The sequence below is a fragment of the Paraburkholderia sp. RCC_158 genome (assembly GCF_041355255.1).
In the GTDB taxonomy this organism is placed as follows: Bacteria; Pseudomonadota; Gammaproteobacteria; order Burkholderiales; family Burkholderiaceae; genus Paraburkholderia; species Paraburkholderia graminis.
This window is the reverse complement of record NZ_JBFUPM010000007.1, coordinates 212,281-226,727: the sequence shown is the minus strand read 5'-3', so window position 1 is coordinate 226,727 and position 14,447 is coordinate 212,281. Positions and strand designations below refer to the sequence as shown.

Genomic DNA, 14,447 nt, shown 5'->3' with positions numbered 1-14,447 from the left:
GACTTTTTCTCCCGGCTGACGCTATTTTACGTCAGTTGTGCGTCGCTCCCGACGACCCATAGACTATGGGTGCGCCTCAACAAACGCTCGAGCAGTCGCCAGGCCGCGCGCTTTCACCACTCGATTGAAACATGAGACCTTTCTCTTCTTCGTTGCCAACGACGGCGGCGGCCAACGCATCCGGTAACTCGTCCTCCGTGTCACGCACGCGCGTGCTCTGGCTGTCATGCACGGCGCACGCGCTGCACGACGGCTACACCGACATGATCTACGCATTGTTGCCGGTCTGGCAGACGGACTTCGGACTCGGTTATGGCGCCCTCGCTATCGTGCGCGGCGTCTATGCGGGCACGATGGCGACGCTGCAATTGCCCGCCGGACGCCTCGCGCGCGCGTGGGGCACGCCGGTGACGCTCGCGTTGGGTACGTTGCTGGCCGCGCTGGGCTATGCAGTCGCCGGCATGTCGGGAACGCTCTTGGGTTTGTGCGTCGCGCTCGCCCTCTCGGGAAGCGGTTCGAGCACGCAACATCCACTGGCTTCGGGAGCAGTCGCGCGCGCGTATGGGCGCAACGCTCGCGGGCCGCTGAGCGTCTACAACTTCGCAGGCGACCTCGGAAAATCCGCGCTTCCTGCGGCTATCTCGCTTCTGATCACCGTCATGCCGTGGCGCCATGCGCTCTGGGCGATGTCGGCCATCGGCGTTTTAGTCGCGGCCGTGATTGCACTTTTTCTCCCTTCGATACCAGCAAGCGAGCCGTCCGCAGCCGAAGCGCCGAGCCAGAACAGCAACGGTTCGCGCTCGGGCTTCTCACTGCTGTTCACGATCGGCGTACTCGACACCGCCGTGCGCATGGGCTTATTGACCTTTCTGCCATTTCTACTGAAAGCGAAAGGCATCTCGCCGCCGATGATGGGCACGGCGCTCGCGCTCGTCTTCATCGGTGGCGCGGCGGGCAAGTTCGTGTGCGGCTGGCTCGGCGCACGCATGGGCGTCATCGGCACTGTGTTTGCAACCGAAGGCGGCACGGCCGCGCTGATTCTTGCCGTGCTTTACCTGCCATTGACGCCCGCCCTCGTCTTGTTGCCGCTGCTCGGCGCGATGCTCAACGGCACATCGTCGGTGCTTTATGGAACGGTGCCCGAACTGACTTCGGTCGAGCGAACCGAGCGGGCGTTTGCGCTCTTCTATACCGGCACTATCGCCTCGGGCGCGCTGTCTCCGGTGGCTTATGGTTTTCTCGGCGACGGCATCGGCGCACACGGCGCCACGCTTGCAACCGCGGCCACGGCGCTGGCGGTCTTGCCACTCGCGCTTGCGCTCCGTCCGCATTTGCGCAAGACGTGAGCTTGCGCGCGGTCTCACAGCAAACGCATTACCTCGCACACCACTGCGGTCGTCGCGAGAATGATCAATGCCCCACAACATAAACCCGTTAGGTACGCGAACAATGCCTGCTGCGCGTCGAACGTAACGGGGTCGCCATCCGGCGGAATGCGCGGATAAATAGCGTCGTCATAGTGAGCCTGTTCAATGTCGGACATGGCGTTTCTTCGTGATCGATCCATCGTGGACCATGCATCGAACGGCAAACGCCGGGAAGCCGCACGTCTGCTTGCGCAATGCAACGGATGACGTTAGCGTGTCACGAAACGTGCTGCTTTCAAACCGGCTGCCGCGTATTTCTGTGATGACATAATCGAATGGATCGTCATGAAAACACTCGATTTCGAAGCGGTACAGGCTTTCGTGCTGGTCGCCGATCTACGCAGCTTCACGCGCGCGGCCGATGCGCTGAACAGCACGCAATCGGCAATCAGCATCAAGCTCAAACGGCTCGAAGAACGGCTCGGCCACCGCCTGATCGAACGCACGCCGCGCATGGTGCGTCTGTCGCCGAAGGGCGAAATCTTTCTGCAGGCCGCGCGCAATCTGCTCGGCGCGCACGACGACGCGCTCAGCGCGCTGGCGCGCGAGCGCATCACGCTCAAAGTGGGCATCAGTCATCACATCGTCGGCAGCGAATTGCCGCTGCTGCTGCGGCATATGCATCGCGCCGATCCAGGCCTGCTGGTGGAGATGCGCGTATCGAGTTCGCGCGATATCGAAGCGCAATTCGACAGCGGCGCACTGGACGCCGCGCTCGTCCTGCGGCATGACGACAGCCGCCGCGACGGCGAAACGCTGCTCGACGAACCGTTCGGCTGGATAGCGACACCGGACTGGGTTCATCACGCGGGGCAGCCGCTGCGGCTCGCGACTCAGGCTTACCCCTGCCGTGTGCGGGCAATGGCCGTGAGCGCGCTCGATGAAGCACGCGTGCCGTGGGTCGAGGTATTCGTCGGCGGCGGCATTGGGACGATCGGCGCGGCCACGCAAGCGGGGCTCGCGGTCGCCGCCCTCGCGTTGCGCGTCGCGCCGCCGGGCACGGTCGATGTCGGCCCGCGCCTCGGCTTGCCGCCGCTGCCGTCGCGCGAAGTCGTGTTGTATTCGTCGACGTCCGACGCGCAGGTCCGCGCGGCGTTGCGCACGCTGGTCAGCGCTTTCCGCTCGACGCCGGCCAACGCGCCTGACCGACGTATCAATCGTTCAGAGGAAGCTTCGCAATTACCTTGATCTCGAAGTCGAAGCCGTAGAGCCATGTCACTCCGACTGCGGTGAGCGCCGGATGCGGCGCGTCGCCCCAGAACTCGGGAACGACCTGCCACACGCGCTCGAATGTCGATTGCGGGTCGACCATGAACACGGTCACGTCCACCACATCGTCGAACGTGCATCCGGCCTCGCGCAGGATCGCATTCAGGTTCCTAAACGCGACGCGCACCTGCTCCTGCAAATCCGGTTCAGGCGTGCCGTCGTCGCGGCTGCCGACCTGACCCGATACGAACAGCAACCCGTTCGCCCTCACGGCCGGTGAATACCGGTTACGCTCGTAAAGCGCCCGACGTCCCGGCGGAAATACCACATCGCGCTTTGCCACTTTCGCCTCCATTGATCAATCGCTGGTTTCGATCAGCTCACTCTACCGATCGACGCGTGCGCGATAAACCGTCAACGCTGTCCATGACTATTTGTAGAATGCAAACAATCTAATCACGAGGCAAACGTTCATGGACCGCTTCGACGCAATGCGCGCTTTCGTCCGGGTCGTCGAGGCAGGCAGCTTCACGAAAGCGGCCGAGACGCTGCATATGAGCAAGACCACGGTGACGCATCTGGTCCAGCAACTGGAGGCGCGCTTGCGCGTCCGGCTGCTGAACCGGACGACGCGCAGGATCAACGTCACGCCCGACGGCATCGCGTATTACGAGCGCGTGACGCGATTGCTCGCCGACATGGACGACGCCGAGACGAGTCTCTCGAGCGCATCGGCGGCACCGCGAGGCCGCCTTCGCGTGGACGTGCCGAGTCCGCTCGCCCGCCTGATCCTCATCCCGGCGCTTCCGGCATTTCTCGCCCGCTATCCGGACATTCAACTCGACATGGGCGTCAGCGACCGCACCGTCGATATGATCGGCGAGAACGTGGATTGCGTCGTGCGTGGCGGCGAGCCGAACGATCAGTCGATGGTGGCGCGGCGCGTGGCGGATCTTGCGCTCGGCGTGTTCGCTTCGCCTGGATATCTGGCGTTGGCGGGTGTGCCTTCGCATCCCGCGGAACTGGAAAACTCGCATCACCGTATTGTCGGGTTTTCGTGGGGACGCGCGGGCAATCTCTATCCGGCCGTCATGCGTCGTGCAGGGGAAACGGCAAAGGTGCAAGGCCGCTACGCGCTCGCGGTGGATGACGGCAACGCCTATCTCGCGGCCGGAGTCGCGGGGCTCGGCATCATGTGGCTGCCGCGTTATATGTCGAAAGCGCATCTGAAACGACGCGAACTGGTCGCACTATTCGAAGACTGGCAACTCGATCCGATGCCGCTTTACATCGCGTATCCGCCGAACCGCCACGTCAGCGCGAAGCTGCGTGTGTTTATTGATTGGGTGGTGGAACTGATGAATGAACGGGACGTGTGACGGGAAGCTATCTGAGCACCGTCGATGCGATAGTGAATGATGGATGCAACGACGCCTTCATTGTCCCGTCGCGGACTGCCTCCCGCTCACTCCCTACTCTCAGGAAAAATACATCCGCCATTGCGGACCAGTTCCTTTACCTCTTCGCTCACCTGCACCGGGCTTGCCTTCAAACGTGCAACGAAGTCCTTGCGGCGCCTCACGTACGACTTCGAATCGTGCCTGGCGCTCCAAACGACTATGCTAAGCACGATCGGAATCAGGTCGAGGCCCTTCTCGGTCAGCGTGTAGAAATCCTTGCGCCTGTCCTCGGGGCTGGGCGCCTTCGAGAGAATGCCTTGCTCTTCAAGAAACGCAAGGCGCGTAGCCAGTACGTTGGTCGCGATTCCCTCTTCCGATTTCAGGAATTCGCCATACGTCTTCTTGCCAGCAAACACGATGTCGCGAATGATCAGCAGCGACCACCGGTCGCCGAAGATCTCCACGCCGTAATTGACCGCGCAATGGGACCGAAGGTCTTCTTTACACGTCGTCTTCATGGCTGGATTCTAACATCGCTTGCATGTCGCAAGTTAATTTCGGTCGTTGACTTCCAGGTTGAGGGGGTCGGTTATCGACTGATCTGCGTTTCAACGCCCCTTGAATACAGGCGCGCGCTTTTCCACCGATGCACGCGTCGCTTCGCGTGCATCCTCGGTGTACATGAGCCTCGTACTGAAGCCCTGCTCGTGTTCGTACCCGGCCTCCAGCGGCATCGATTCGATGTCGTTGAGCGCCTGCTTCGCGTAGCGCAAACCGAGCGGACTCTTTTTGGCTATTTTCGCCGCGAGCGCCAGCGCGGCCGGCATGACTTCGTCCGGCTCGACAACCTCATCGACGAGTCCAAGCCGGAACGCCTCCTGCGCGCTGATCGGCTCACCGGTGAAGTACATCCGACGCAACGCGCCTTGCGGAATCAGGCGGCCATGATGTGCCGCGCCGCCGCAGCGTCCGACGTTGATTTCCGGCGTGCCGAAGCGAGCCGCGCTCGATGCAATGCGTACGTCGCAGACGGTAGCGAGCACCGAGCCGGCGCCGAGCGCGGGACCGTTGATCGCGGCAATCACCGGAATCGCGCAGCGATAGACCGACGAAAACGTGCGCCGCACGATCGCCGCGCGCGCCGGGTCTTCCTCGGGCGTCGCGCGCAGGAACTCGTCGAGATCGAGACCGGCGCAGAATGCGCGGCGGCCTGCGCCGGTGAACACCGCGCAATGCACATCCATTTCCTTGCCGAGCCCTTCGAACAGATCGGCGATCTCGGCGTAGAGCGCGAGCGTGAGCGCGTTCACGGGCGGACGGTCAAGCGTGACAATGGCGACGCCGTCGCGCTTCTCGAGTTTCAATGACATGCTGCCTCCTGTTTGCGTGTCGATGTCTGTTGCCGGAATTTGAACGTGCGTCAGCGCTCGAAGCCGTAAACGCGCGCCGGGTTGTCGACGAGAATTGCCTTGCGAATCGCAGCGTCGTCGACCCATTCGGTGAAGGTATCGAGCAGCGCGCCGACGTCGGGCGCCGCATCGCCCATTCGCACATACGGCCAGTCCGATGCCCACAGCAGTTGCCGTGGATTCGCTTCGATCATGCTGTCGTGGAACGGACGCAGATCGGTGTAATGCGGCGCCTGGTTCGACACACGGCAAACGGCGAGCTTCACGACGATGCGTCCTTCGCGAAGCAGCGCGAGCAGGTTCTGGAAGTCGGCATGTCGCGTGCCGAGCGCTGGATCGAAGCAGCCCATGTGCTCGAACACGATGGGCAGCCCGACGTTCGCAAGCTTGTCCGCAATCGACGGCACGTCCGCGCAACGGGCCCACACCTGTGCATGCCAGCCGATGTCGCGCATGCGGCTCGCCAGCGCAAGCGCCGCGCTCATGCCGACGCTGCCCGGATAAGGTTTGCCGGTCTGCGGAACCGGCATTTCGTTAAAGCGCAGTGCGCGCACGCCGCTGTTTTCGAGCGCGGTCAGCGTCGCGTCGTCCGCGTTCGCGTCGAGCACCGCGACGCCGCGAATGCGGCCTTGGCCGCGCACCAGTGCATCGGCGAGCGCGGTGTTGTCGGTCCCGTACGGTGCGGGCTGCACCAGCACGCCGCGGCCTGCGCCGATCGTGTCGAGCATCGCCAGATAGGTGTCGAACGGTGCGAGCGGCGGCGGATAGCTCGACGCCGTCGAAAACGCGAAGCGCTCGTACGGGCCGAACACATGCGAGTGCGTGTCGCATGCATTGGCCGGGAGCGCGGCGGCCGGCGCGTGCGGCATCTTCGCGGGTACGACGTCGGTCGGACGCAGCGGATCGGTATGCGCGGACTGAGGACTCATCGCGTCACTCGGCATCGGCAGGCTCGGTGCGGCGCATCGAACCGCGCTCGGCGAAGCGCGCGTGCCAGGCGGCCAGTCGCGGACGATTCGCGCGCCATTCAAGATCAGGCAAGCGGAAGTCGAGCCACGCGAGCATGCACGCAATCGCGATATCGCCTATCTGGATCGCATCGAGCCGCAGCGAAGGCGCAAGCGTTTCAAATGCGTCGAGCGAAGCGTCGGACTTCACCCGGAACGCGGCGAGCCACTGCGCGCGCTGTTGCGCGGGCGGCTTGTTGCGCTCCTGACGCCACAGCAGATAGATGTCCAGCAAGCCATCTGCGAAAGCCTGCTGCTGCAACGCGCGGAACCGCTCGCTGCCGTTGGCGGGAAAGAGCGGCGCGCCGCCGTGCAGCGTGTCGAGATATTCACAGATCACCGACGAATCGAACAACGCGCTGCCGTCGTCGAGCACGAGCGTCGGCAACTTGCTGAGCGGATTGTCGCGCAGCAGCGAAAGATTCGGCGTGTCCATTGCGACCGGCGTGCGCACGCATTCGATGCGGTCCGCGACGCCGGTTTCGTAGGCGCACACCATCACCTTGCGGACGAATGGCGAACGCGGCGACCAATGCAGTTTCATCGGGTAATCCTCGGGTTCGACGCGGCGGCCGCAGCCGTCCGCAATTAAACTAATCAGTTAGGCTTATGACCTATAGCGACGGCGCGTCGCATACCATCGCGACGCTGCCTCTACAGTTCCACCTTGATATCGAGTCGCACGACGTTGCCGCGATACACGCCGTTGCCGACGAACACGACCGTGCCGTCCTTGTCGGTCGCCGTCCGGTACACATGTGCGACAGGCGCGTTCAGCGGAATTTCGAGCATGCGCGACAGATCCATGTCGGCCGTGCTCACCGTGAGCGTCTGATCGATCTCGTTCAGTTCGAGCCCTGGCAGGTCACGCAGAATTCGCATGGTCGTGTGCCGTTTGAACGCCGACTTGGGGATGCGCCGCGTGAGCCGCTCGTCGACATACGCGTCGCCGATGTAATACGGCTGGCCTTCGCGCGAGTGACGCCGTCGCCAATGCGTGTACGACGGCGCGAGCGTGCCGATGTCGTGCTGCACGTGCGCCGGCATCACGCCCTTCTCGGTTTTGAGCAACTCGATGCTCGCGCCTTCGGCCGCGAGCAGCAGACCCGACAGATCGGTGGGCACTGCGCACCACAACTGGCTCTGCGGTTTCTGGATCACAAAAGTGCCCTTCGCGCGGAACCGTTCGATGAGTTTGTCGGCTTCGAGAATGTCGAGCGCCTGACGCACAGTGGCGCGCGCGACCGCGCACTCGTCGGCCAGTTCCTCGACCGTCGGGATCTGCTGGCCGACCGCCCATTGCCCGGCTTCGATGCGCCGCCGGAACAGCGTGGCGAGCTGTATGTAGCGCGCGACGCCGCTGAGGCTGAAATCAATAGGAACTGAAGGGGAAGACCTGACGGCAATCTCTGTCGCCATTGCAACTCCGGAAAAGGTCGAATGCGCTTGCCGACGCGCCGCACTACGCGACGCGCCTGGGCGCAAGAATGAGCTTTGCCAGTTTAAAGCAAAAAGCCGGTCATCTAGCTTATTGGCTGTTGTCATGGTTGCCGTTGTCATGCCTGCCGTTTCCGTTGGGCTCATTGCGCTGGTCTTCCGCTGCATTGTCCTTTCCCGCTCAAAGCTGAGTCTGCGTCACCTGTGCCGGTTTGAGCACGGGCAGTGACGGCTCGCCGGGCGCCTGCGCCGCGTCCGCGCCGTGCTGAGCGCCGAGCACTTCAAGCGGTGCACGCACGCCTTCGGGCAGCGGGATGTCGTGAAGGTTGAGCGTCATCGACACGAGCGTGTAATAGCCGATCACCGCGCCGAGTTCGACGACGCCCACCGTGCCCCAGCGGTTCATCACGCGCTGATAGACGCCTTCCTCGACGTTGCCGCCCTGCTGAAGCTGACGCGCGAATTCATAGATGTCCGCCTGCTGTTGATCGTCGAAGCGCACGTCGCCGCCGCAACGGATCGACTCCAGCGCGGCCTCGGAGATCCCGGCCGACGCCGCCGCCTGCGCGTGCACATGCCACTCGAGCTGGCTGTTCCAGCGCCGCGCCGTCACGACGATCGCCAGTTCCGTCGCCCATGCGGGCAACGACGTGCCGAAGCGCAGGATCTCGCCGAAGCGTTGCCAGCGGTCGGCCAGCTCCGGGCGATGCAGCGCCGCGCGCAGCGGCCCGACCACAGTGCCGCGCGGACCGTCGACCACCGCGCGGTACACGCGCTCCTGCTCAGGCGTCATCGAATCGGGAGAAAACAGGGGAATGCGAGCCAAGATAAGTCCTCGTAACAGAAAGCCGGTGCGCGTCAGCGTCAGCGCGCTGCGATGCCAAGTTCGCGCAACACTTCGTCGGTGTGCTGGCCGAGCGTCGGCGGCGCGCGGTCGAAGGCGAGCGGCGCATTGCGCAGACGCAGCGGGCTCACCACCTGCGGCACCGTGCCCGACACAGGATGCGGCAGATGACGCAGCATCTCGCGGTGCTTGACCTGCGCGTCGTCGAACACCATCGGAATCGTGTTGATGGGGCCGCACGGCACAGCCGCTGCGTCCAATTTGGCGAGCCAGACCGCCAGATCGTCTTCGACCAGAGCCGCGCTGATTAACGCATGCAACGCCGGCAGATTGCGCACGCGCTGCGCGTTGGTCGCGAAGCGTTCGTCGTCCGCGAGTTCCGCATGGCCGATCACTTCGGCAAACTTACGAAACTGCCCGTCGTTGCCCACGGCGAGCACCAGATAGCCGTCGCGGCAGCGGAACACGTCTTGCGGCTGGATGTTCGGATGCTTGTTGCCGTTACGCGCGGGCGGCTTGCCCGAGACGAGATAGTTCATCGCCTGATTCGCGAGGAACGCGACCTGCACGTCGAGCATCGCGAGATCGATGTATTCGCCCTCGCCTGTCTGCGCGCGATTCGCGAGCGCCGCGAGAATGCCGACGGTGGCGTACATGCCGGTCATGATGTCGACGATCGGCACACCCACTTTTTGCGGGCCGCCTCCGGGTTCGCCGTCGCGCTCGCCGGTCACGCTCATCAGGCCGCCCATCGCCTGGATCATGAAATCGTAGGCGGCGTTGTCGGCTTTCGGTCCGTCCTGGCCGAAGCCGGTGATCGAGCAGTAAACGATGTCGGGCTTGACCGCCTTCAGGTCGTCATACCCGAGACCGTAGCGCTTGAGCGCGCCGGCCTTGAAGTTCTCGAGCACCACGTCGCAGTGCGCGGCGATCTCGCGGATCGTTGCCTGCCCTTCGGCCGTGGCCAGATCGACAGTCACGGACCGCTTGCCGCGGTTCACGGACAGGAAGTAGCCCGATTCCTTCGAGGGCGCGCCGTCCGCCGCAGCGAGGAACGGCGGCCCCCAACTGCGTGTGTCGTCGCCGTTGCCGGGCCGCTCGATCTTGATGACGTCGGCGCCCAGGTCCGCGAGAATCTGTCCGCTCCAGGGCCCGGCCATGATGCGGCTGAGATCGAGCACGCGGATATGCGAAAGAGGTCCGCTCATTGAGAATGTCCGTCTGGTTGCTGGTTGCTGGTTCCGGGAAGGTCGTGCCGCCTGCGAGGCACGGCGCCCTTTACCTATTAAACCATGTTTATGACCTTTATGGCTTCGTGAAAACCCTAAAGGTCATGTTATTGACTTTTATGACGGCCGGCATTGTAATCCGTCCTGTCGAGTGCATCAGCAGGTGCGCCGTGCAATCATCAGGAGACATTCGTGACTACAAACGCAACGGCGAACGCAACGGCGGATACAGCGGCGGACACAACGGCGAACACAGCAGCGCCGCGCGCCGGCTCGGCACCTGACGCCGCACTCGCAGAGCAGACGGTCTATCGCAAGCTGCTATGGCGCCTGATGCCGATGCTGATGCTGCTGTACATCGTCGCGTTCATCGACCGCTCCAATGTGGGCTTCGCGAAACTCAGCTTCCTGCACGACCTGGGTCTTTCGGAGTCGGTGTTCGGCATCGGCGCGGGCATTTTCTACGCGGGCTACATGTTGTTCGAAGTGCCGAGCAATCTGCTGCTCGCCCGCATCGGCGCACGACGAACCTTTTTGCGCATCATGCTGCTGTGGGCGGTGTGCTCCGCCGGGCTCGCCGCGATGACGGGACAGAATAGCTACTACTTGTGGCGCTTCCTGCTGGGTGCATCGGAAGCGGGCCTGTTCCCCGGAATCCTCTTCTATCTGACCTACTGGGTGCCCATTTCCCGGCGCGCGCGTTTCACCGCGCTGTTCATGGCTTCGATTCCGATTGCCGGTGTGATCGGCAGCCCGGTGTCGGGCCTCATCATGCATACGATGCACGACGTGCTCGGCCTGCAGAGCTGGCGCTGGCTGTTTCTGATCGAAGGACTTCCGCCGCTCGTGCTGATGTTCTTCGTCGCGCGGATGCTGCATGACACGCCGGCTTCGGCGCCGTGGCTCACTGCCGATGAGCTGGCGATCATCGAGCGCGATCTGCGTGCCGACCGCGAAAGCACGCGCCACACCGAACATAAATCGTTCGCCGCGGCGCTGCGCTCACCGCGCTTTTATCTGCTGACCGGCATGGGCGTGGCGCTGCTTGCCGGAACCGCCAACGTTTTCTTCTGGCTGCCGACCATCATCCGACGCACCGGCGTGACCGACCTGTGGACGCTCGGCATGCTCTCCGCGCTGCCGTACGTGGCGGGCTTCGTCTGCCAGTATCTGATGGCGCGTCACTCGGATGCGCACAAGGAGCGTCGCTGGCATGCGGCAGTCGCGGGGGTGGCCGCTGCGATCGGCTGGGCGGCGTTGCCGCTTGTCGGCGGAAGCGCGGCACTGTCCGTTGCCGCGCTGACAGTGACGGCCGCCGGAACGTTCGCCGCAATGGGACCCTTCTGGGCGATGCCGAGCCTCTACCTGAGCCGGCAGGCGGCCGCCGGCGGCATCGCGCTGATCAGCACACTCGCGGGACTGGGCAGCCTCGTGAGCCCGGGCATTGTGGGCTGGCTGAACGAAACGACGCACTCGATGGCGGCCGGCCAGTACTACCTCGCAGCGCTGATGCTGATCGGCGCCATCACCGTTGTTGCGGTCGGTCCGCACGACGCGAGCAGCCAGCGGCGCTGAGTGGCGCGGCGGGAGAGCGTCGCGTGCCGTTGATACGTGGCTTGCGTGACCTTGCGTGGGCCTGCGTGGCTTGCTCGGCCTTTGCGCTCTTGTAGCACCGCCACGCTTCGCGCATCCAGCGCTGCCTCGCAAACCCCACCGCATTCCCTGACGCACGCAGCCCACGCACGGCGCGCGAGCCGCTTGCGCGCGGCCATCGCGTCTCCCAACGCACGCTTCATCGATAAACAAAACATACACACGGAGGCTTTGCATGAAATCACGCTTACTTTCCCCGCGCGCCCTCGCCGTCGCGATCGCAAGCACTGCTGCTGCTGCCGCAAGCACGGTCGCGCACGCGCAGAGCAGCGTCACGCTCTACGGCATCGTGGATGTCGGCCTGAACTATCAGTCGAACGCCTCGGGCGGCCGCCTCTTCGCGATGACGAGCGGCGTCAACCAGGGCAGCCGCTTCGGCCTGAGCGGCAGCGAGGATCTCGGCGGTGGCCTGAAGGCGATCTTCCGCCTGGAGAACGGCTTCGACGTCACTAACGGCAAGCTCGGCCAGGGCGGACTGCTGTTCGGCCGACAGGCCTATGTGGGCCTGGCGGGCCAGTACGGCACAGTCACTTTCGGGCGCCAGTATGATTCGCTGATCGAGTTCGTGAGCCAATACTCAGTCAGCAATCAGTGGGGCGGCTACATCTCCGCGCATCCGGGCGATCTGGACAACTTCAACTACAGCTTCCGCAGCAATAATTCGGTGAAGTTCAGGAGCGCGGACTACAACGGCTTTTCGTTCGGCGGCACGTATGCTTTCGGCGGCACGGCCGGCGACGAGACTCGCAACCAGATCTGGGCAGTCGGCGCGGGCTACACGCGGGGCCCATTGTCGATCGGCGTGGCCTATCTGAACGTGCGCAACCCCAACACGAGCCTGTTCGCCAGCAACCTCTCATCGACTGCCGCCGCGACGGCGGCCAATGCGTCGTCGCCTGTCTATCGCGGCTTTCTGTCGGCGCACTCGTATCAGGACATCGGCGTCGGCGCGTCGTACACGATCGGCAAGGCGACACTCGGCGCGACGTATTCGAACATCAGCTTCCGCAACATGGGCGACACCACGTCCGGGCCGAATCCCGCCCGCTACAGCGGAAACGCGACGTTCGACAACGCAGAAGCCAACTTCAGCTACCAGATCACGCCGGCATGGATGGCCGGTGTCGCCTACGATTACACGAGAGGCCACGCGAACAACGTCAACGGCGGCGCGACCTACCATCAGGCGGAAGCGAGCACGCATTATTTTCTATCCAAGACGACCGACGTGTACCTGTCGGCAATCTACCAGCATGCGTCCGGCACCGATTCGACCAACCGGCCGGCGGTTGCAGCCATTAACGTGCTGACACCGTCGTCGTCCGACAGTATCAAGGTCGTGCGGATAGGGATGCGGCATAAGTTTTGATGGGGTGAGTGGCCGCTAATCGTTCATCGACGCATACCGAACCATCTTCCTTCCGTGCCCCACCACATCCCCTCGCCGCACCAACCCAAGCTTCTCCGCAACGCGAATAGACGCCAGGTTCAACGGATCGATTTCAGCCACCACTTCGTGCAAACGCAGCGTTGCGAAAGCATGCTGCAACACCGCTGTTGCAGCCTCCGTCGCTATGCCCGCGCCCCACGCTTTTCGCGGCAAGCGCCACCCAATTTCAATCTCCGGTCCAACAGCATCCGCGGGGATCAGGAGAACCCACCCAAGAAAATCCGCCGCATCATTCCGGCTTCCGATCGTCCAATAGCCCATGCCCTCCGGATACGGGCCGAGCGTGCGCGCTTCGACGAATGCGCGATGCTTCTGTGCGTCCGACCAGGGCCCATCGACGAAGCGCGTGACCAGCGGATCGCGATCCATCGCAAGACATTCATCCGTATCCGCTAGCGTCCGCGGCCGCAATATCAAGCGAGGCGTTTCGAAAACAGGTTGCATATAAGAGCCTTCCTCCGGTTGCCGCTAACCCTCGCGACCGCCAAACAGCCGTTCAGCAAGGAAATCGACGAACACGCGCAGCTTCGGCGACAGTTGCCTGCTCGACGGCCACAGCACCGAGAACTGGCCTTCGTGTTTCAGATGCGCGTCGAGTACGGTTCGCAGCGTGCCGGCGGCGAGATCGTCGCGCACGAGGAAGTCGGGCATATAGCCGATGCCGAGTCCGAGCACGGTCGCGCCGCGCAACGCCTCCATGTTATTGCAGGTGAGCACCGTCGGAAACGACGCCACGAAGTTCGCGGGCTGGTCGCGAAACTGCCAGTCGTGCAACTTGCCGGTCGTCGGAAAGCGAAAGCGGATGCAAGCGTGCTGCGCGAGATCGGCGGGCACGCGCGGCACACCGTGTTGCGCGAAGTAAGCGGGCGTCGCGCACAACACGAAGCGAAAAGGTCCGAGACGGCGCGCGGTCAACTGTGAATCGGCGAGATCGCCGCTGCGGATGGCCGCGTCGAAGCCGCCTGCGATCACGTCGACGATGCGGTCGTTGAAATCCAGTTCCAGCTCGACGTCGGGATAACGCTGCATGAACTCGGGGACGACCGGCAGCAGGAAGCGGTAGCCGATGGTCGGCAGCGTGACGCGAAGGCGGCCGCGCGGCGCGGCGTTGGCTTGCAGCATCATCGTTTCCGCATCGGTGAGCGCGTCGAGGATGCGACGGCAGCGTTCATAAAAGCGCTCGCCGTCTTCCGTCACGCTGACGCGCCGCGTGCTCCGCTGCAGCAGCCGCACGCCAAGCCGCGTCTCCAGCCGAACCACGCTCTTGCCCACCGCCGACGCGGACAGCCCGAGCCGCCGCGCAGCGCCGACGAAGCTCTGTGCTTCGACCGTATGAACGAACGCGACGATACCGGTGAGATTTTCCATGGAAGGCGCTCAGC

General features: G+C 63.7%; 16 protein-coding genes. 5 read left to right on the top strand and 11 right to left on the bottom strand.

The genetic code is table 11. From position 1 onward, the window contains the following. The first annotated feature begins 131 nt into the window (after positions 1–131). Positions 132–1,346: an MFS transporter gene (locus AB6809_RS16520; RefSeq protein WP_029969914.1), complete on the top strand. Its 1,215-nt coding sequence runs from the start codon at positions 132–134 to the stop codon at positions 1,344–1,346. 14 nt (positions 1,347–1,360) lie between these two features. On the opposite strand, the gene AB6809_RS16515 is transcribed toward AB6809_RS16520, so the two are convergent. After that, positions 1,361–1,543: a hypothetical protein gene (locus AB6809_RS16515; protein WP_029969916.1), complete on the bottom strand. Its 183-nt coding sequence runs from the start codon at positions 1,541–1,543 to the stop codon at positions 1,361–1,363. 169 nt (positions 1,544–1,712) lie between these two features. Here AB6809_RS16515 and AB6809_RS16510 point away from each other — a divergent pair, with 169 nt between their 5' ends. After that, positions 1,713–2,615, top strand: a complete 903-nt coding sequence (locus AB6809_RS16510) for a LysR family transcriptional regulator (protein ID WP_371026873.1) — start codon at positions 1,713–1,715, stop codon at positions 2,613–2,615. Here the strand turns inward: AB6809_RS16510 and AB6809_RS16505 are convergent. Next, positions 2,581–2,979, bottom strand: a complete 399-nt coding sequence (locus AB6809_RS16505; protein ID WP_371026872.1) for a RidA family protein — start codon at positions 2,977–2,979, stop codon at positions 2,581–2,583. The two genes, AB6809_RS16510 and AB6809_RS16505, sit on opposite strands and share 35 nt — an antisense overlap. Positions 2,980–3,109: 130 nt before the next feature. Between AB6809_RS16505 and AB6809_RS16500 the strand changes: the two genes are divergently transcribed. Further along, entirely contained in the window at positions 3,110–4,015 is a 906-nt protein-coding gene (locus AB6809_RS16500; protein ID WP_029969921.1) for a LysR family transcriptional regulator, read from the top strand. An 86-nt stretch (positions 4,016–4,101) separates the two neighbouring features. Here the strand turns inward: AB6809_RS16500 and AB6809_RS16495 are convergent, their stop codons facing one another. From AB6809_RS16495 to AB6809_RS16465, 7 genes are all read right to left on the bottom strand, one after another. Next, entirely contained in the window at positions 4,102–4,554 is a 453-nt protein-coding gene (locus tag AB6809_RS16495; protein WP_006048319.1) for a helix-turn-helix domain-containing protein, read from the bottom strand. A gap of 90 nt (positions 4,555–4,644) precedes the next feature. Then, the gene (locus AB6809_RS16490; RefSeq protein WP_029969922.1) at positions 4,645–5,406 is read right to left on the bottom strand and encodes an enoyl-CoA hydratase-related protein; all 762 of its coding nucleotides are present in this window, start codon (positions 5,404–5,406) and stop codon (positions 4,645–4,647) included. Between the two features lie 50 nt (positions 5,407–5,456). Beyond that, complete coding sequence (locus AB6809_RS16485; protein ID WP_051154040.1) at positions 5,457–6,374, bottom strand: amidohydrolase; 918 nt, start codon at positions 6,372–6,374, stop codon at positions 5,457–5,459. Between the two features lie 4 nt (positions 6,375–6,378). After that, positions 6,379–6,996 carry a glutathione S-transferase family protein gene (locus AB6809_RS16480; protein ID WP_029969925.1) on the bottom strand — a complete coding sequence of 206 codons (618 nt, stop codon included), beginning with the start codon at positions 6,994–6,996 and terminating at the stop codon, positions 6,379–6,381. Positions 6,997–7,106: 110 nt separating this feature from the next. After that, entirely contained in the window at positions 7,107–7,871 is a 765-nt protein-coding gene (locus tag AB6809_RS16475) for a GntR family transcriptional regulator (protein ID WP_371026871.1), read from the bottom strand. A gap of 199 nt (positions 7,872–8,070) precedes the next feature. Next, positions 8,071–8,715 (bottom strand): carboxymuconolactone decarboxylase family protein, encoded by a 645-nt coding sequence (locus tag AB6809_RS16470; protein ID WP_029969928.1) that lies wholly within the window; start codon positions 8,713–8,715, stop codon positions 8,071–8,073. 38 nt (positions 8,716–8,753) lie between these two features. Further along, positions 8,754–9,941 carry a CaiB/BaiF CoA-transferase family protein gene (locus AB6809_RS16465; protein ID WP_029969931.1) on the bottom strand — a complete coding sequence of 396 codons (1,188 nt, stop codon included), beginning with the start codon at positions 9,939–9,941 and terminating at the stop codon, positions 8,754–8,756. Between the two features lie 213 nt (positions 9,942–10,154). On the opposite strand from AB6809_RS16465, the gene AB6809_RS16460 reads away from it, so the two are divergent. Both AB6809_RS16460 and AB6809_RS16455 read left to right on the top strand, forming a co-directional pair. Next, positions 10,155–11,537, top strand: coding sequence for an MFS transporter (locus tag AB6809_RS16460; RefSeq protein WP_029969933.1), 1,383 nt, complete (start codon positions 10,155–10,157; stop codon positions 11,535–11,537). A 253-nt stretch (positions 11,538–11,790) separates the two neighbouring features. Further along, positions 11,791–12,984, top strand: a complete 1,194-nt coding sequence (locus AB6809_RS16455; RefSeq protein ID WP_371026870.1) for a porin — start codon at positions 11,791–11,793, stop codon at positions 12,982–12,984. A 15-nt stretch (positions 12,985–12,999) separates the two neighbouring features. Here the strand turns inward: AB6809_RS16455 and AB6809_RS16450 are convergent, their stop codons facing one another. Further along, positions 13,000–13,509, bottom strand: coding sequence for a GNAT family N-acetyltransferase (locus AB6809_RS16450; RefSeq protein WP_029969936.1), 510 nt, complete (start codon positions 13,507–13,509; stop codon positions 13,000–13,002). 24 nt (positions 13,510–13,533) lie between these two features. Next, entirely contained in the window at positions 13,534–14,433 is a 900-nt protein-coding gene (locus AB6809_RS16445; RefSeq protein WP_029969938.1) for a LysR family transcriptional regulator, read from the bottom strand. Positions 14,434–14,447 lie beyond the last annotated feature (14 nt).